The following is a 16,222-nucleotide window of genomic DNA, read 5'->3' as shown; positions in this document are numbered from 1 at the left end:
CACGTCTGCAATGGACAGTGTGTCACACCTGCGGTTCGACCGACGCACGTCGGACCAGACCACTGTCGGAAGCGACGAGCACCGCGAGTGCCACGAGCGCTACGGCGAACAGCGGAACGATTGGTTCGGTGAACGTCCCGAGGCGACCAGCGTCAGCGAGCGATTGCGTGACACCGGCCAGGGCTAACAGTGTGTGGAAGACGATTGTCGCGTACACGTCTCGGACGGCGAAGTACACGAGACTCGTGACGACGCCGACGACGGTGAGTAACGCAACCTGTGGGAGCGTATTGAACGGTGGACTGTGCGCGACGTGGTAGACGCCGAAGAGGACACTCGCGGTCACGAGCGCGGCCGCGATTGCCACGTACTTGTTCGACCCACGAGCGCGGAGAAGTGCTTCGACGGTTGCTCCAACGAGCACCCAACAGACGACGACCTCCGCGATAGAGGTCGGGAACACCTGAGCAAAGACGTTCGCGACGACCATCGGGTCCGTCGACGGTGGGTTCCCCACGACGTACAGTACCCCGCCGAGGATACCGGTGAGGACGACAGCGCTGGCAGTTCGCAGGACTGACCGGAACCCTGCCCGTGTTGGGTCGACGACGCCTGCTCCGACGATTCGCCGAACAACCCACAGCGCGAGGACTGTGCCGACGACGAGGTTCGCCACGACGGCGTACACCAACCTGTCGAGCGTCGCGTCTGGTCGGAGGAGCGTCTGGATTCGCCCTTCGAAGACGAACGTCGCGACGACCCAGAGCACATAGACACCCAACGCGACGAACAGGGTGTCTCGTGGTGTCCACGCAGTTCCCGTCGCGAACCGCGATACTTGCCGCTGGAGTGTCGATTCGGAAGCCATACTAGATGATTGTATTCTGGCGTGATAGCACACGACACTGGTTCTACACCAGTGAGAACTTGTCAAAATTCGGCACAGGTATCAGTCGCCGCCGTGGGTGTATCCACGGTCCGGGAGCGGTTCCCCGTCGGCGACGATGTCGGACTCGGCCGTCACCTGTCCCACCACGGTGAGCGGAACGTCGACGTCGTCGCGGACAGCATCGAGTTCGGTTTCTGGGATGGTGAACACGAGTTCGAAATCCTCTCCGAAGTACGCAGCGAGTTCTCGTCTCTCGGTGTCGTCGGTAGCGACGTCCTCGACCGCCTCGTGAACTGGAAGGGCGTCCCAGTCGAGTTCGAACCCGCAGTCGCTCGCTTCGGCGAGTTGGTGGACCGAGCGGGCCAACCCGTCACTGGAGTCCATCATCGCAGTCGCCGACTCTCGAAGTCTGACACCCGCAGCGACACGCGGCGTGAATCGGAACAGGTCGTTGGCGCGGTCAGTCTCGCCCGCCTCGAACAATCGCACGGCAGCGGCCGACCGCCCCAGTTCGCCAGTTACACAGAGACAGTCACCCGGCCGTGCGCCGGAGCGAAGAACCGGGTCGTCTGTGCGGCCAATCGCCGTACTGACCGCCGTGAACTCACGATGCGTGTCGAGGTCGCCACCGACGTACTCCGCCGAGACTGCCTCACACACGTCACGGGCACCCTGCACGAAGTCACCGAGTTCCGTCTCGTCGAGTTCAGCGGCGGCGTAGACGGCGACCGCACAGGTTGCTGTCGCCCCCATCGCAGCCACGTCCGAGAGCGACGCGCCAACCGACCGCCACCCCGCAGTGTATCGCGTCGTCCCGGGGGGGAAGTCAGTGGTCTCGTGAAGCATGTCTGTCGTGACGACGAGACCATCTACGATTGCAGCGTCGTCACCCGCGCCGGGGAGGTCCGCGGCGAGCAGTCGGAGGGCGGTGCGCTCGTCCATACATCCGTCGTGTTGCCCGGAGCGGAAATTTCCATCTATCCGGTGCAAGCGAACAGACCACAGTGCGGGACGTGACCGATGTTCAGTCCACCGAATCCGGTGGCTTAATGCCCTTTGTGGACCCACTTTTGGCAGATGGCCCGCGAGAATATTCGTGCGACGCTTCTCGGATTCGCCGCCGCGTTCGTCGTCTTTGCTGTCCTCTTCTACTTCGCGGGCGTCGACGAACTCGTCGACCGATTGACGATGGCGAGCCCTGCCCTTCTGGCGGCCCTCTTCGCCATCACGCTCGTCTGGCTCGTCGCCTGGGGGACGTCCCTGAAGACAGTGCTCGGTGTCCTCGGCGTCGATATCTCCGTCCTGCGGTCGTTCCTCGTCTTCACGGGTGCGATGTTCTCGAACAACATCACCCCGTTCGGACAGGCCGGCGGCGAGCCTGTGACGGCACTTCTCATCTCGCGGAGCGCCGACACCGAGTACGAGACGGGACTCGCTGCAATCGCCAGCGTGGACACGATCAACTTCGTTCCGTCCATCACGATCGCGCTCATCGGTGTGGGCTACTACGCCACCGAAGTCACCCTCGGCCGGAATCTCGAAATCGCGCTCGTCGCCGTCGTCGGACTCGCAATCGGCGTCCCGACCGCCGTCTACATCGTCTGGGAACGCCGCTACGAACTCGAACGAAAACTCATTCGAGCGTTGACGCCGGTCATCCAGACCGTCGCCCAGTACATCCCACGTGTCTCTGTCCCCTCGACAGATGGCGTCCAACGCCGAATCAACGGCTTCTTCCGCTCGATCGAACGCGTCGGGCGGAATCCACGCGGGTTGGCGATTGCACTGGGCCTGTCCGGGTTCGGGTGGCTCTGCCAGATGGTCGGTCTCTGGACGGCGTTCCACGCGATTGGGGCGCCCATCGCGTTCTCCATCGCGTTGTTCGTCGTCCCCATCGGAGCGATCGCCGGCGTGACACCACTTCCGGGCGGTGCAGGCGGTATCGAGTGGACACTCGCCATCCTCGTCGCCGCGGCCAGTCCGGCCGTCGGATTCGACGTGGCGACTGCCGGCGTCGTCCTCTTCCGAGGGTTCGTCTACTGGGTTCCCACACTCCTCGGGGGTATCGTGATGGGGCTCGAGAGCGCCCGTGGGTGGCGAAGCTAAATCCCCGCGTCTCAGGGTGAGTCGCCGGCACACGCCGGTCGGGGCGCAGGAGCCTCCAACTGCCCGTATCAGGCGAATACGATGCCTTTAAACGCCGCGATTATGAACGAATAGCCATGGTAACCATCTATGACGTCCCGGCGGACGCCCTCATCGAAGAGGTCGCCGGACGACTCGAGGACCGTATCGAGCAACCCGACTGGATGGCCTTCGCTAAGACCGGCCAGACCCGTGAACTGCCCCCACAGCAGGACAACTTCTGGTTCATCCGCGGCGCCAGCCTGCTCCGGAAAGTCGCCATGAACGGCCCGGTCGGTGTCGACCGACTCTCGACCGAGTACGGCGGCCTCAAGCGTGGCTCGAACCGATACAGTGTCGGCGGCGCACACAGCGACACTGGAAGCAAGAAGATCATCCGCAAGCTCCTCCAGCAGCTCGAAGACGAAGGTCTCATCGAGACCGCGAAGGGCGAAGGCCGCCGCATCACGGCCGAGGGTACCAGCTTCCTCGACAACGCTGCCTCCGACGTTCTCACGGACCTCGACCGTCCGGAACTCGAGCGCTACGCGTAACTGACGCCGACACCACCCCGAGAGTTCTTCTTCGACCGTGAATCCCCGAGAGCGGTCAGTACGCGGGTCCGTAATGGTTTTCAGACATCAGACCGTGCCCTAGCGTATGAGTGGCAGCCCAGACGATGAGCGACTGGAGGAGCTTCGACGGAAGAAGATGCAAGAGCTCCAAGAACAGCAGGCTGGACAGCAGGGCTCCGCAGAGCAGCAGCAGGCCGAAGAGGCAGCTCAGCAGCGCGCCGAACAGCAGAAGCAGGCACTCCTCAAGCAGTTCCTGACCGACGAAGCACGCCAGCGTCTCAACGCGGTGCAGATGTCCAAGCCCGACTTCGCCGAGCAGGTCGAGCGCCAAATCGTCGCGCTCGCACAGAGCGGTCGTATCCAGGGCCGCATCGACGACGCGAAGATGAAGGCGCTCCTGAAAGAACTCCAACCGGAGTCGAAGAGCTTCAACATCCGCCGCCGGTAAGCACGTGGAACTCGCGCTCCTCTACAGCGGCGGCAAAGACTCTTCGCTCGCCGCACTGCTTCTCGATACGTTTTACGACGTGACGCTCGTAACCGCGCACTTCGGAGTCACCGACGACTGGAAGTACGCCAAAGACGCGGCGCTCGAACTCGACTACCAGTTCGAGACGCTCGAACTGGACCGCGACGTCGCCGAAGCCGCCGCCGCCCGGATGGTCAACGACGGCTACCCGCGAAACGGCATCCAGCAGGTCCACGAACACGCCCTCGAATCGGTGTGCGAGATGGGATTCGACGCCGTCGCCGACGGCACGCGTCGTGACGACCGGGTTCCGTCTATCTCCCGAGCACAGGCACAGAGCCTCGAAGACCGACACGGTGTCGACTACCTCTCTCCACTCTCTGGCTTTGGGCGCGGTGCAGTCGACCGCCTCGTCGAATCACACCTCGAAGTGGAGACGGGACCGTCCGAAGAGATTCCCAAGGCGGACTACGAAGGCGAACTCAGAAACCTCATCGCGGCAGAACACGGCCCCGAAGCCGTAGACGAAGTGTTCCCCGACCACGTCCAGAGCTACGTCCACGGCCGCCGGTAATCGTCGCTGCAGTGGGTGTTTGGGCTCACCCGCCGAGCGTATCGCGTCGCTTTTCACCGCACCGAGAGGGAAGTGAATCATGGACCCCGGTATCCTCTTTGCTATCCTCGCCGCACTCGGGTGGGGTGTCTACATTTTCGCCCTCAAGCGGTTCTTCGAGGGGTACGCCGCGGCGCAGATTGCAGTCGTCATCAACCTCTTTTCCATCACGTGGTACGCACCAGTGACGGCGACGAGACTCGACTCGGCGTCAGTTCCCACGCTCGCCGAACTCGGCGCCCTCGGCGTCGGTGTCGTCCTCACGACGATTGTGTTCATCGGCCTCGGCTTCGTCCTCTTCGTCGAAGCCCTCGACGACGGCGACGTGTCGTACGTCACACCGATAAACAAACTCGTCCCCGTGTTCGTCCTCCCCATCGAAATCGTCCTGCTGTCGGCCCATCTCTCGCCGCTCCAAGTCGCGGGTGTGGGCGTCGCCACGCTCGCCGTCTACGTCGCCAACTACCAGGGCGGAAGCCTGTTCGAACCACTTCGCCGGGCCGCGAACTCCCGTCCGGCACAGTTGGCCCTCGCCAGTGCCGCCTGTTACGCCGTCAGCGACGTGGGAAAGCGCGTCGCCCTGCAGGAACTCGCCATCCCGACGTCACTGTGGGTACCGATTCTCTTCGTCGGTGGCACACTCGTTCTGCTTCCGCTCGCCGTTCGCGACTGGCGACCGGTTCGAGGCCACCTGCCGAGGTTCGCGGCTGCGGGCCTCCTCGTGGCGGGAAGCGAGCACGTCACCTCAGTCGCGTTCTCACTCGTCCCGGCGAGTATCGGGTCGCCCATCATCAACACGCAGGCAATCGTCGCGGTTATTCTCGGTGGCGTCATCCTCCGCGAGTCTCAGTTCGGAACCCGCCTCGTCGCGGCGTTGCTCGCCGTCGCCGGCGTCGCGCTCATCGCCGTCGGCGACGTGGGAACACTCGTCTCGGTCGTCTGATACTCATCTGACGGACGAGTGGTCGGCCGCGCGCCCGAACAACAGGTTTCAAGCGCGGCCTTCGCCAACCACTGCCCATGTACGAGCGACTCAAGGGATTTCGTGATTTCTATCCCGGCGAGATGTCGGCACGGCGAGCGGTCATCGACACTGTCGAGACCGCTGCCGCTCAGTACGGGTTCCGTGAGATCGGGACGCCGTACCTCGAGCGGACGCAGATGTACGTCGACAAGTCCGGCGAGGAAATCGTCGACGAGTTGTACGCCTTCGAGGACAAAGGTGGCCGTAACATCTCTCTCGCACCGGAACTGACGCCGACCGTCGCCCGCATGGTCGTCGCGAAACAGCAGGAACTGTCGAAGCCCATCAAGTGGGTCTCGACCCGCCCGTTCTGGCGCTACGAACAGGTCCAACAGGCTCGCTTCCGCGAGTTCTACCAGACGAACGCCGACATCTTCGGGTCGTCTGAACCGGAGGCCGACGCCGAGATTCTGGCGTTCTGTGCCGACGCCCTCTTCGACCTCGGCCTCACGGCCGACGATTTCGAGTTCCGTGTCTCCCACCGCGACATTCTCGGTGGCCTGCTCCGGTCGTTCGACGCTGACGTCGACGTTCGAGACGCCATCCGAGCCGTCGACAAGTCCGAGAAAGTCGAACGCGAGGAGTACCTCGGACTGCTCTCCGATGCGGGCCTCTCGTACGATCAGGCCGACGAGTTCGCCTCCCTCATCGAACGCGGCGACCTCGACGAAATCGCCGAATTCGGTGGCGAGAACGTCGAAGCGGCGGTCGAAAACCTCCAGAACGTCCTCGCTGCAGTCGAAGACTTCGGTGCCGGAGACGTCTGTCACGTGTCGCTGACGACTGCTCGCGGCCTCGACTACTACACCGGCGTCGTCTTCGAGTGCTTCGACTCGACGGGTGAGGTCTCCCGTGCCGCGTTCGGTGGCGGTCGATACGACGACCTCATCGAATCCTTCGGTGGCCAACCCACCCCTGCGGTCGGTGTCGGCATCGGTGCCGCACCGCTACAACTGCTCTGCCAGCGCGCCGGCGTCTGGCCCGACGAAGAACTCTCGACGGATTACTACCTCCTCACCGTCGGCGACACCCGTGACGTGGCGTCTCGCATCGCCCGAGAACTCCGTGCAGCAGGCAACGTCGTCGAAGTCGACGTGTCCGACCGGAGTTTCGGCGCACAGATGTCCTACGCCGACTCGATAAACGCCAGCAGCGTCGTCATCGTCGGTGAGCGCGACCTCGAAAACGGCGAAGTGACCATCAAGGACATGGCGTCTGGCGACCAGACGACCGCACCCGTCGACGACTTCCCGGGTGACCGAGACGAACCCACCTACGAAGACTACGAGTAATCTTCGTACGTCGCCGCGGAGTCACGCTCTGCGGCACTGAACTCGCCTCACACCCGCGATTCTCGCCGAGTGGTAGTGGCGAACGTCCTTTTCTCTCTTCCCGCCGTATCGTTGACTGACATGTACAACACGATTCTCGTCCCTCTCGACGGAAGCGGCCCCAGCGACTCGGCACTCGACGAGGCGATGGGCCTCGCAAAGGCCATGGACGCGACGGTTCACGCGCTCTACGTCGTCGACGAACGCGTCCTCCACGCGACACAACTCGATGCCGGTGGTCTCGTTCGTGCCTACGAAAAAGAGGGCGAGCGAATCGTCTCGAAGGCCGTCGAGGCTGGTGACGAAGCAGGTGTCGAGGTCGTGACGGCCGTCGAAAACGGGTCGCCGCACCGCACAATCCTTCGGTACGCCGACGAACACGACGTCGACCTCATCGTGATGGGAACCCACGGCCGCCGTGGACTGGAACGCTACCTCATTGGAAGCGTCACAGAGCGCGTCCTTCGGATAACGGACGTGCCGATTCTCACCATCCGTGGCGAAGAGTCGCCGATGGAAGACGAGTAAGTAGTTTCGCGTAGGACCTGTTTTTTTCGCCGCCGTCAGAGTGGGGTCGATTAAGTACGGTCACGGTAAACTCCGTGGCATGCGCGCCTTCCGTATCGCGTACGATGGCCGTCCGTACTACGGATTCCAGCGACAACCGGACGTCCCCACCGTCGAAGACGCGATTCTCGATGCCTGTCGTGACCTCGGTGTCTGTGAGTCGGAAGCGGTCCCGGAAGGATACGCCGCCGCGGGGCGGACAGACGCCGGCGTCTCGGCGCTCGCACAGACCGTCGCGTTCGAGTGTCCCGGCTGGTGTACGCCGCGAGCGTTGAACTCCGAACTGCCGGGGACGGTCAGAGCGTGGGCCGCCGCCGACGTTCCCGACGACTTTCACGCGAGACACCTCCCGACTCGGCGAGAGTACGTCTACGAACTCTACGCGCCGACAGGGACGTTCGACGACGAACGCGCTCGTGCCGTTTTCGACGCCCTTCGCGGCGAACACGACTTCCACAACCTCACGCCCGACGACTGGGGCACTGTTCGAACCATCGACGGCGACCTGACCAGAGATGGTGACTTCCTCGTCTGTCGCGTCGAAGCAGGCGGGTTCGCTCGCGAACTCGTCCGCCGTCTCGTCTCGCTGGTTCGTTCCGTCGCGACGGAAGCAGCCCCGATGTCGAAAGTAGACGACGTACTCGGACCGGAACATCTGAAGGGACCTGCTGGCGTCCCTCCCGCACCGCCGACACCCCTGGTCCTCACTGGGGTCGACTATCCCGACGTCGAGTTCCGTCTCGACCCCGATGCGGCCGAGAGTACCATCCGCGCCTTCGACGAACAAGCACTCGAAGACCGAATTGGGTGGCGCGTTGGGTCACGCATCCGCGACGGAGTCGACGAGTAGTCCGCGCGAGACTCGAACCGGGCTACTCCCAGTCTGTCGGCCAGATACTCGCTGCTTTCATGCCCGTCTCGAAGTTCGCCCGTCTGAACTCCGCGGCGAGTTCGTCGTCGTCGAGTCGCGGGAGTTCTCCGTCCGCCACTTCTGTCGCGAGTTCGCGGACGAGAAGCGCCGCCAACATCCCGTGTTCGCGGATGTTTCTGTCGTCTACTTTGTCTCGCGTGTCCGCGTGGGTGTGGCCCCATCCGCGGCCGCGTTCGCCGCTGTCACTGTGGAGTTGGACGGCCGGAACACCAGAACGAACGAACGGCCACTGGTCGCTGAACGGATGTGGTTCGGATTCGACGCGAATCGGGTGCCGAGCGTCGTCGGCGACGCGGGACGCGACATCGCCCATCTGTTCCGAGGCGTGCGTCATCGCCACGAGGTCACGGAACCGCCCCGCGCCATCGACGTTCACCACGGCGGCGACCCGGTCGAGGTCGAGCGTCTCGACGAGGTGTTCTGCGCCGGTCAGACCGAGTTCTTCGGCACCGACGCCGACGACACGGACGCCGACGTCGAGGTCCATCTCAGCGAGGATTCTGGCCGCGGTGACGACAGTTGCGATGCCACACCCATTGTCGAGTGCGCCTTCGGCAGTGTCGTGCGCGTCGTAGTGCGCACAGAAGACGAGTTCTCGGTCCGTCTCCGGGCCGAGGTGACCGACGACGTTTCTGCTCTCGCCGGGTTCCGTGGCGGCATCGACCGTGAGGTGGGCGCGTCCCCCTCGCTTCGCGTAGTCGGTCAACCACGCCCCGGTCTCTTTGCTCACTCCGGCCGCGGGGGCGATTGCTTCTTCGTCGTAGCGGAGCGCACCCGTCGGTGGCAGTTGTCCGGGGTCGTGGTTGACGAAGACGAACCCCGCCGCTCCCGAGTCGATAGCGTAGTTGAACTTCTCCATCCGGTGGACGAATCGGCCACCCGCGGGGGTCGTCGTACTGGCGACGACGATGGCTCCCTCGACGTCGTGGTCATCGATTTCGGCGGGCGTCCCGTAGCCAACGTCCACGAGTGGACCCGACACGTCAGCGGCGGGAGCGTACGGGAGCGCGATGGCTTCGAACGAACGTTCGTCAGGGGCGGTGAGTTCGAGCGTCGTCTCGCCACGCGTCCAGTGAGCCATCTCGAAGGGGTCAAATTCGACGCGTTCGACACCGGCGTCTGCGAAGGCGTCGGCGACGAGGTCACCTGCACGGGCGTCACCCGGCCCACCGGCCATCCGGTCACCGAGTGCAGTCAATCGGGTGAGAAAGTTCCACGGCCGGCCATCGGTCCACGTTCGGGCAAACGCCTCACGGGCCGCAGGTGGCAGATCGTCCATGGCCTCACCACTCACCGCCACTCCAAGTGGCTTCCGTCGTGGGTGCTGACAACTCGGATAAAAAATTTATCCCCAACTTCTAACTAATTTGACGTGGTAGCGACGATTACCATGCCACAATGTCAGAACTGCGGTTCTTTCGTTACGGAAGGTTACGTCAGGGTGTTCGCCCCAGAAGGCATGGAGGAGCCACGAGTTTGTCCTCACTGTGAAGACATGGTTCGTGACGGTGCGCAGGTCCGCCAAGCGAGAGCGACGCGGCACTAATCTCGACACCAGTTCGTCCACTCTTCTCTTCGCCGGCAGTCGATTGACAAGGCTTACCATTCGCGCGTGCGACGGGTGAGTCATGAGTTCGGTTCCCGAGCGGAGCGACATCGACGAGGAGTACAAATGGGACCTCGACAGCATCTACACCACCGACGAGGAGTGGGAGAGCGCGTACGAGGAGGTTGCCGAACGAATCCCCGAACTCGAAGCGTACGAGGGGCGAGCGACGGACGACCCCGAAACGCTTCTCGAACTCCTCGAGACGATGGAGTCGGTGCTTCGCGAGGTGTCGATGGTCGTCTCGTACGCCAACCTTCGGAGCAGCGAGGATACGCGAAACCAGGAGTACCAAGCACAGGCCGGCCGTGCCGAAGCACTGGCGTCGAAGGCACGGAGCGCGGTCAGCTACCTCGACCCCGAACTGCAGGAACTCGACCGCGACGAGATGCAGGCGTTCATCGACGAGGAACCGGCGCTCGAAGCGTACGAACACTACTTCGACGACGTCCTTCGGACGAAAGAACACACGCGCTCGACCGAAGTCGAAGCGGTCCTCGCTGACCTCTCGGACGTGACCGGGTCGCCGAGCGACATCTACTCCATGCTCGCGAACGCAGACCTCGAGTTCCCGACGGTCGAAAAGCCCGACGGAACGTCTGTCGAGATTACGCAAGGGAACTTCACCAAACTGCAGAAGCACCCCGACCGCGCGTTCCGCCGAGCAGTCCACGAGGAGTTCTACGACCGCTGGGCAGACGTGCGAAACACCGTCGGGTCGTCGCTGAAAAACAGCGTCAAAGCCGACGTGAAAAAGGCCCGTATTCGTAACTACGAGACTGCCCGGGAAGCCGCACTCGACGGCCCGAACGTGCCCGTCGAAGTGTACGACAACCTGCTGGAATCCGTCCGCGACAACCTCGAACACCTCCACCGCCACGCCGAACTGAAGCGAGAGGCCATCGGTGCAGACGAGTTGCAGATGTGGGACCTCTACGTCTCACTGACGGGTGGCCACGGGCCGGAGATTCCGTACGAGCAAGCGAAAGAGTACATCATCGAAGCCGTCGCTCCCCTCGGCGAGGAGTACCAAGAGCGCATGGCCGAGGGCCTCGAAAACCGATGGGTGGACGTGTACGAAAACCGCGGAAAGCGCGCCGGAGCGTTCTCGTCCGGGACCTACGACACCCAGCCGTTCATCATGATGAACTATCAGGACGACGCCGCGAGTATGTTCACGCTCGCCCACGAGCTGGGCCACTCGATGCACTCCGAACTCGCCAACGACGAGCAACCGTGGCACGACGCGAGTTACGACATCTTCACGGCCGAAGTCGCCTCGACGGTCAACGAGACGCTCCTCACCGAGTACCTCTTAGAGAACGTCGACGACGACGAACTCCGGATGCACGTCCTCGACGAGTACCTCGAACGGTTCCGCTCGACGCTGTTCCGCCAGACGATGTTCGCGGACTTCGAACTCCAGATTCACGAAATCGTCGAAGAAGACGGCGCACTCACCCCGGACCGCTTCGACCAACTCTACGGCGACCTGAAAGCCGAGTACTACGCACCCGCCGAGACGGACGACCACATCGCCCGCGAGTGGATGCGGATTCCCCACTTCTACTACAACTACTACGTCTACCAGTACGCGACGGGCATCTCGGCGGCCGCCGCCATCGTCGAACGTATCCGCGAAGAAGGCGATTCTGCGGCCGCAGACTACCGCGAGGCGCTCGCACTCGGCGGCAGTGAGTACCCACTCGACGTGCTGAAGACGGCCGGCGTGGACATGACCGAACCCGACCCAATCGAGGACGCGATGTCGGTGTACGAGTCGTTCCTCGACGAAGCGGCGACGCTCCTCGACTTAGAATAAAACTCGGGTCTCGTCACCCGAGTTGGACGATTTTCGCCCGTCCAGAGGCGCTGTTGATGTGGACGTTGTACTCGCCTCGTTCGTCCGTCGCGTGGACGACCCACGCGGTCCGCTGGTGTGACGGCGACTCGATGACGGCGTCGTCGTGACCGGCGAGTTCGAGTTTCTCGCGAGCGATTCGCTGCGCCTGGAGTGGCGACTTCACCGACTGTTCGCCGTCGCCCAGTCGAATCGTCATCACGGGAATCGAGACGTGGCGGCCGACGCGTTCTGCAACACTGCCGTTGAGCAGTCGGTCGACGCCATCGCGGCCGTGGGTCCCCATCACGATGAGGTCCGCGTTGGTCGTGTCGGCGTACTCGGCGATGGTCGCGGCCGGTTCTCCGTCGGCGACGGTCGTATCGACGGTGAGGCCGTGTTCTTCGGCACGCTCACGGACGTCTTCGAGTGCGCGCCGCCCGCGCTCGGCGACTGCTCGGTCTTTCGATTCGTCGCCAGATGGTGCCCCCGCGACGTACAGCGCGTGAATCGCGGCGTCGACTGCGTCGGCGAGATGGACCGCGTGACCCACCGCATTCTCGGCTTCTGGACTGCCATCGACGGGAACGAGGATGTGAGTGTACATTGTAACCCTCCTGAAACTGTGTACGTCGGAGGAGGTGTAATAGCACACATTCCGTTCCTAATTTTCGAGAATGATGTTCCCGCTATGTAGTCCCAACGCGCGTAGTTCGGGCTGAGCGCCGCATACGACGGCGCCGTCCAATCATGAATGACGGATGGAACATCGTCGTCTGCGTCAAACAAGTACCCGACGCGGACGACGTCACGATTGACCCCGATACAGGGACGTTGAACCGATCCGACGCGCCCGCGGTCCTGAACAGGCCCGACCAGAACGCCGTCGAGTCGGCGCTCGCACTCCGCGAGGAGGTCGGCGGGACAGTAACCGCGATTACGATGGGACCACCCCCGGCGAAGGCCGTCCTCCAGACAGCAGTCGGAGCCGGTGCCGACGGTGGCGTCTTGCTGACCGACCGAGCCTTCGGTGGCAGCGACACGTGGCCGACCAGCCTCGCACTCGCGCGGGCAGCCGAAGAACTCGACGCGGACGTCGTCATCTGCGGTGAAGAGAGTACAGACTCCTCGACTGGGCAGGTGCCTCCCGGCATCGCCGCCCACAACGGGTGGTCACAACTCACCTACGTCGAATCACTCGAACCGCGACCCGACGAGGGTGTCCTCGTCGGAAAGCGAGACGTGGAGGGAGGCTACGAGCGCGTCGCAGCAAAACTCCCCGTCGTCGTGGCGATGGAGTTCGGCGCGAACAGACCGCGACCCGCAGGACTCCACCGAAAAATATTCGCCGAGACGGAGTTCGAACCGGTCGAGTGGACTGCTGCCGACCTCGGTATCGTAGACCGAGTCGGCCTCGCAAACTCGCCGACGAAAGTCGGTGGCATGGACACGGCGACACCAGTCGAGCGCGAACGCGTACGTGTCGACGACGTCGACGAACTGTACGACCACATCATGGAGGTGCTCTGAATGACAGTCGACATCAGCGAGTATCGAGGCGTCTGGGTGTTCGTCGAACAACACGAGGGTGAAGCGGTACCCGTCTCGTGGGAACTGCTCTCGAAAGGACGCGAACTCGCCGACGAGACGGACGAACCACTCGTCGCACTCGTCATGGGCGACGGCGTGTCTCACCTCGCCGAAGAGGCAGTTGCGCGAGGGGCGGACCACGCACTCCTCGCCGACGACCCGGTGTTCGAACCCTACCGGGCTGACCCCTACGGTGAACAGTTCCGCGCTCTCGTCGAGGAACGCAAACCAAGTATCGTCCTCATCGGCGGGACCCACACCGGCCGCGACTTCGCTGGCCGTGTCGCCGTCCCGGCACACGCCGGCCTCACCGCCGACTGTACCGAACTCGCCGTCGACGACGAAGGCCTCCTCCTCGCGAGTCGGCCGACCTTCGGCGGTGACGCCATGGCGACCATCAAGTGTCCGTCACACCGGCCACAGATGGCCACCGTCCGCGCCGGCGTCTTCGACGCCAGTGAACCGCTCGACGAGGACGTAGACACGACAACAGCAGTCGAAGAGGTCGACGTCGTCGTCACCGAAGCAGACACGCTCTCGACAGTCATCGAACGCGTCGTCAGCGACGTGGTGGACATCACCGACGCCGACGTGGTCGTCGCCGGTGGCGCAGGATGTGAAGGCAACTTCCAACCCATCGTCGACCTCGCCGACGCACTCGGTGGCGAGGTCGCCGCCAGTCGCGCCGCCGTCGACGAAGGGTGGGTCGAACCCGCCCGACAGGTCGGCCAGACGGGGAAAACCGTTCGCCCGCACCTGTACATCGCCGCCGGCATCTCGGGTGCCGTCCAGCACCTCGAAGGGATGAACGACAGCGAGTACGTCGTCGCCGTCAACTCCGACCCGAACGCGGCAATCTTCGAACACGCCGACTACGGCATCGTCGGTGACCTCCACGAGGTGCTGCCGAAGCTCACTGCCATGATTCGCGAAAAACAGGAGGTCGTCGCATGAGCGCCAACGGAACAGAGAGCGGCGCCCTGCAACTCCCGAAGCTGCAGTCTGAGACGCCGAACTACAACGACACCTACGACGCGATCATCGTGGGTGCCGGCCTCGCAGGGACTGCCGCAGCGTTGACGATGGCCCGCGAGGGACTCGACGTGCTGATGCTCGAACGTGGCCCCGCACCGGGGACGAAGAACGTCTTCGGTGGGGTGCTCTACACGCCGACCATCCGCGAGTTGGTCGACATCGACAGCGCACCGATGGAGCGCTACATCGCCGAGAAGCGCTTCTCGATGCTCACGTCGAACGGCGACGAGACGGCCGTCTCGATGCGACCCGGCGCGTGGCGCGACGAACCCCACAACGACTCGTACACCGTCCTCAGACGGCGGTTCGACGAGTGGTTCGCGAAACAGGCCGTCGAAGCCGGTGCGACGCTCATCACCGAGACGACGGTGACGGGGCTCATCCGCGACGGCCACAAAATCGTCGGGGTCGAAACCGACCGCCCGGACGGCGAGATTCGTGCACCGGTCGTCGTCCTCGCCGAGGGTGCGAACTCTCTCGTGAGCGAAGGGGCGGACCTCAAAGACCGCCCAGAGCGCGAAGAGGTCGCCGTCTCGGTCAAAGAGGTGTTCAAACTCGACCGCGAGACCATCGACGACCGGTTCCACCTCGACGGTGACGCCGGTGCGGCCTACCACTACTTCGGTGACGGGGCCGTCGGCGAGGCAGTCGGCGGTGGGTTCGTCTACACGAACAAACGCTCTGTCAGCGTCGGTGTCGCCTATCGCATCGAAGACGCCGCTCATGGGCAGACGCCCGAAGCGACGCTCAACGCCTTCGAGTCACACCCGGCGGTTGCCCCGCTCATCCGTGGCGGGCGTCGCATCGAGTACTCCGCGCACGTCATCCCCGAAGGGGGAGCCAAGGCGATGCCGGACCTCGTCCACGATGGGGCCGTCGTCGTCGGCGACGCCGCCGGGTTGGTGTTGAACAACGGTGTCCACCTCGAAGGGACCAACATGGCCGTCGAGAGTGGCTACCACGCCGGCAAGGCGATTGTGGCCGCACTCGCAGACGACCGCAGTGACGAGGCAGCACTCGCCGCCTATCCGCGCGACTTGGAAGACTCGTTCGTCGTCCAGAACCTGCGGCACTACGACTGGTTCCAGCGAACCATCGCAGACGACCGGCAGTTCCTCTTCGAGGACCTCCCGCGAGCGCTGGCCGACGCCGAGACTGAGTACTTCAAGATGGACCGCTCTTCGAAAGACGAACACACTGACGCAGCACGTGACCGCCTCCTCGACGCCGCCGGTGGGTGGTTTGGCGCGGCGAAGCGTGCGTGGCGCTTCCGGAGGATGTTATCATGAGCACAGCACAACCACACGTCCCAGACGTGAGCATCGAAGACCGTCTCTACACGGTCAAGTACCGCGACGCCGGCGAGTCACACCTCGGCGTCAAGAACCCAGACGTCTGCGTCGACTGCACGACCAACGAGTGCATGCAAGTCTGTCCGGCCGCCGTCTGGACGGTCGAAGAAGACAGTGACGGCGTTCCATCCATCGCCTACGAGAACTGCCTCGAATGCGGGACATGCCGGTTCGGCTGCCCCTACGACAACGTCGAGTGGGAGTACCCGAAAACCGGTGGTGGGGTCGTGTTCAAACAGGGGTGACGTAACACCCGGGGCAGTCGCGCCCTAAACG

At 63.6% G+C, this 16,222-nt stretch carries 18 protein-coding genes; 14 read left to right on the top strand and 4 right to left on the bottom strand.

Annotated elements, in window-relative coordinates; genetic code table 11:
* Nucleotides 1-22: 22 nt before the first annotated feature.
* Nucleotides 23-868, bottom strand: coding sequence for a type II CAAX prenyl endopeptidase Rce1 family protein (locus GJR98_RS04430; protein WP_151135841.1), 846 nt, complete (start codon nucleotides 866-868; stop codon nucleotides 23-25).
* Nucleotides 869-949: 81 nt separating this feature from the next.
* Nucleotides 950-1,831 carry a thiamine-phosphate kinase gene (gene thiL, locus GJR98_RS04425; protein WP_151135839.1) on the bottom strand — a complete coding sequence of 294 codons (882 nt, stop codon included), beginning with the start codon at nucleotides 1,829-1,831 and terminating at the stop codon, nucleotides 950-952.
* A 135-nt stretch (nucleotides 1,832-1,966) separates the two neighbouring features.
* Here thiL and GJR98_RS04420 point away from each other — a divergent pair, with 135 nt between their 5' ends.
* The 8 genes from GJR98_RS04420 (at nucleotide 1,967) to truA (ending at nucleotide 8,442) form a co-directional block, all read left to right on the top strand.
* The gene (locus tag GJR98_RS04420; RefSeq protein WP_151135837.1) at nucleotides 1,967-2,995 is read left to right on the top strand and encodes a lysylphosphatidylglycerol synthase transmembrane domain-containing protein; all 1,029 of its coding nucleotides are present in this window, start codon (nucleotides 1,967-1,969) and stop codon (nucleotides 2,993-2,995) included.
* A 116-nt stretch (nucleotides 2,996-3,111) separates the two neighbouring features.
* Nucleotides 3,112-3,567 (top strand): 30S ribosomal protein S19e, encoded by a 456-nt coding sequence (locus GJR98_RS04415; RefSeq protein WP_151135834.1) that lies wholly within the window; start codon nucleotides 3,112-3,114, stop codon nucleotides 3,565-3,567.
* A 106-nt stretch (nucleotides 3,568-3,673) separates the two neighbouring features.
* Nucleotides 3,674-4,036 carry a DNA-binding protein gene (locus GJR98_RS04410; protein ID WP_151135832.1) on the top strand — a complete coding sequence of 121 codons (363 nt, stop codon included), beginning with the start codon at nucleotides 3,674-3,676 and terminating at the stop codon, nucleotides 4,034-4,036.
* A 4-nt stretch (nucleotides 4,037-4,040) separates the two neighbouring features.
* Nucleotides 4,041-4,631: a DUF7411 family protein gene (locus tag GJR98_RS04405; RefSeq protein WP_151135830.1), complete on the top strand. Its 591-nt coding sequence runs from the start codon at nucleotides 4,041-4,043 to the stop codon at nucleotides 4,629-4,631.
* A 79-nt stretch (nucleotides 4,632-4,710) separates the two neighbouring features.
* Nucleotides 4,711-5,613, top strand: coding sequence for an EamA family transporter (locus GJR98_RS04400; protein WP_151135828.1), 903 nt, complete (start codon nucleotides 4,711-4,713; stop codon nucleotides 5,611-5,613).
* Between the two features lie 77 nt (nucleotides 5,614-5,690).
* Nucleotides 5,691-6,986, top strand: a complete 1,296-nt coding sequence (hisS, locus tag GJR98_RS04395; RefSeq protein WP_151135826.1) for a histidine--tRNA ligase — start codon at nucleotides 5,691-5,693, stop codon at nucleotides 6,984-6,986.
* Nucleotides 6,987-7,106: 120 nt separating this feature from the next.
* On the top strand, nucleotides 7,107-7,553 hold the full coding sequence (locus GJR98_RS04390) for a universal stress protein (RefSeq protein ID WP_151135824.1): 447 nt from the start codon (nucleotides 7,107-7,109) through the stop codon (nucleotides 7,551-7,553).
* Nucleotides 7,554-7,632: 79 nt separating this feature from the next.
* Nucleotides 7,633-8,442, top strand: a complete 810-nt coding sequence (gene truA, locus GJR98_RS04385) for a tRNA pseudouridine(38-40) synthase TruA (protein WP_151135822.1) — start codon at nucleotides 7,633-7,635, stop codon at nucleotides 8,440-8,442.
* A 22-nt stretch (nucleotides 8,443-8,464) separates the two neighbouring features.
* Here the strand turns inward: truA and GJR98_RS04380 are convergent, their stop codons facing one another.
* On the bottom strand, nucleotides 8,465-9,802 hold the full coding sequence (locus GJR98_RS04380; protein WP_151135820.1) for a M28 family metallopeptidase: 1,338 nt from the start codon (nucleotides 9,800-9,802) through the stop codon (nucleotides 8,465-8,467).
* 111 nt (nucleotides 9,803-9,913) lie between these two features.
* Between GJR98_RS04380 and GJR98_RS18125 the strand changes: the two genes are divergently transcribed.
* Both GJR98_RS18125 and pepF read left to right on the top strand, forming a co-directional pair.
* Entirely contained in the window at nucleotides 9,914-10,069 is a 156-nt protein-coding gene (locus tag GJR98_RS18125; protein ID WP_449271629.1) for a DUF7563 family protein, read from the top strand.
* An 82-nt stretch (nucleotides 10,070-10,151) separates the two neighbouring features.
* A complete protein-coding gene (pepF, locus tag GJR98_RS04375; RefSeq protein WP_151135818.1) occupies nucleotides 10,152-11,951 on the top strand; it encodes an oligoendopeptidase F in 1,800 nt (599 codons plus the stop codon).
* Between the two features lie 13 nt (nucleotides 11,952-11,964).
* Here pepF and GJR98_RS04370 read toward each other — a convergent pair whose 3' ends face one another.
* Nucleotides 11,965-12,576 carry a universal stress protein gene (locus GJR98_RS04370; protein ID WP_151135816.1) on the bottom strand — a complete coding sequence of 204 codons (612 nt, stop codon included), beginning with the start codon at nucleotides 12,574-12,576 and terminating at the stop codon, nucleotides 11,965-11,967.
* Nucleotides 12,577-12,719: 143 nt separating this feature from the next.
* Here GJR98_RS04370 and GJR98_RS04365 point away from each other — a divergent pair, with 143 nt between their 5' ends.
* Genes GJR98_RS04365 through GJR98_RS04350 form a run of 4 tightly spaced genes read left to right on the top strand, consistent with a single transcriptional unit; the run spans nucleotide 12,720 to nucleotide 16,191 of the window.
* Nucleotides 12,720-13,499, top strand: coding sequence for an electron transfer flavoprotein subunit beta/FixA family protein (locus tag GJR98_RS04365; RefSeq protein ID WP_151135814.1), 780 nt, complete (start codon nucleotides 12,720-12,722; stop codon nucleotides 13,497-13,499).
* On the top strand, nucleotides 13,500-14,513 hold the full coding sequence (locus tag GJR98_RS04360; protein WP_151135812.1) for an electron transfer flavoprotein subunit alpha/FixB family protein: 1,014 nt from the start codon (nucleotides 13,500-13,502) through the stop codon (nucleotides 14,511-14,513).
* Nucleotides 14,510-15,883, top strand: coding sequence for an FAD-dependent oxidoreductase (locus GJR98_RS04355; RefSeq protein WP_151135810.1), 1,374 nt, complete (start codon nucleotides 14,510-14,512; stop codon nucleotides 15,881-15,883). Before GJR98_RS04360 ends, GJR98_RS04355 begins: the two co-directional genes overlap by 4 nt.
* Nucleotides 15,880-16,191: a ferredoxin family protein gene (locus GJR98_RS04350; RefSeq protein ID WP_151135808.1), complete on the top strand. Its 312-nt coding sequence runs from the start codon at nucleotides 15,880-15,882 to the stop codon at nucleotides 16,189-16,191. The genes GJR98_RS04355 and GJR98_RS04350 overlap by 4 nt, the downstream gene beginning before the upstream one ends.
* The last annotated feature ends 31 nt before the right edge of the window (nucleotides 16,192-16,222 follow it).

Source organism: Haloferax marinisediminis (assembly GCF_009674585.1).
GTDB lineage: Archaea > Halobacteriota > Halobacteria > Halobacteriales > Haloferacaceae > Haloferax > Haloferax marinisediminis.
This window is presented reverse-complemented; position numbering and strand designations above follow the sequence as displayed.

Coding starts and splice junctions, on each gene's coding strand:
- GJR98_RS04355 (WP_151135810.1), top strand. CDS start 14,510: ATGAGCGCCAACGGAACAGAGAGCGGCGCCCTGCAACTCCCGAAGCTG.
- GJR98_RS04400 (WP_151135828.1), top strand. CDS start 4,711: ATGGACCCCGGTATCCTCTTTGCTATCCTCGCCGCACTCGGGTGGGGT.
- GJR98_RS04410 (WP_151135832.1), top strand. CDS start 3,674: ATGAGTGGCAGCCCAGACGATGAGCGACTGGAGGAGCTTCGACGGAAG.
- GJR98_RS04360 (WP_151135812.1), top strand. CDS start 13,500: ATGACAGTCGACATCAGCGAGTATCGAGGCGTCTGGGTGTTCGTCGAA.
- pepF (WP_151135818.1), top strand. CDS start 10,152: ATGAGTTCGGTTCCCGAGCGGAGCGACATCGACGAGGAGTACAAATGG.
- truA (WP_151135822.1), top strand. CDS start 7,633: ATGCGCGCCTTCCGTATCGCGTACGATGGCCGTCCGTACTACGGATTC.
- GJR98_RS04370 (WP_151135816.1), bottom strand. CDS start 12,576: ATGTACACTCACATCCTCGTTCCCGTCGATGGCAGTCCAGAAGCCGAG.
- GJR98_RS18125 (WP_449271629.1), top strand. CDS start 9,914: ATGCCACAATGTCAGAACTGCGGTTCTTTCGTTACGGAAGGTTACGTC.
- GJR98_RS04420 (WP_151135837.1), top strand. CDS start 1,967: ATGGCCCGCGAGAATATTCGTGCGACGCTTCTCGGATTCGCCGCCGCG.
- GJR98_RS04430 (WP_151135841.1), bottom strand. CDS start 868: ATGGCTTCCGAATCGACACTCCAGCGGCAAGTATCGCGGTTCGCGACG.
- GJR98_RS04415 (WP_151135834.1), top strand. CDS start 3,112: ATGGTAACCATCTATGACGTCCCGGCGGACGCCCTCATCGAAGAGGTC.
- GJR98_RS04390 (WP_151135824.1), top strand. CDS start 7,107: ATGTACAACACGATTCTCGTCCCTCTCGACGGAAGCGGCCCCAGCGAC.
- GJR98_RS04350 (WP_151135808.1), top strand. CDS start 15,880: ATGAGCACAGCACAACCACACGTCCCAGACGTGAGCATCGAAGACCGT.
- thiL (WP_151135839.1), bottom strand. CDS start 1,831: ATGGACGAGCGCACCGCCCTCCGACTGCTCGCCGCGGACCTCCCCGGC.
- GJR98_RS04365 (WP_151135814.1), top strand. CDS start 12,720: ATGAATGACGGATGGAACATCGTCGTCTGCGTCAAACAAGTACCCGAC.
- hisS (WP_151135826.1), top strand. CDS start 5,691: ATGTACGAGCGACTCAAGGGATTTCGTGATTTCTATCCCGGCGAGATG.
- GJR98_RS04380 (WP_151135820.1), bottom strand. CDS start 9,802: ATGGACGATCTGCCACCTGCGGCCCGTGAGGCGTTTGCCCGAACGTGG.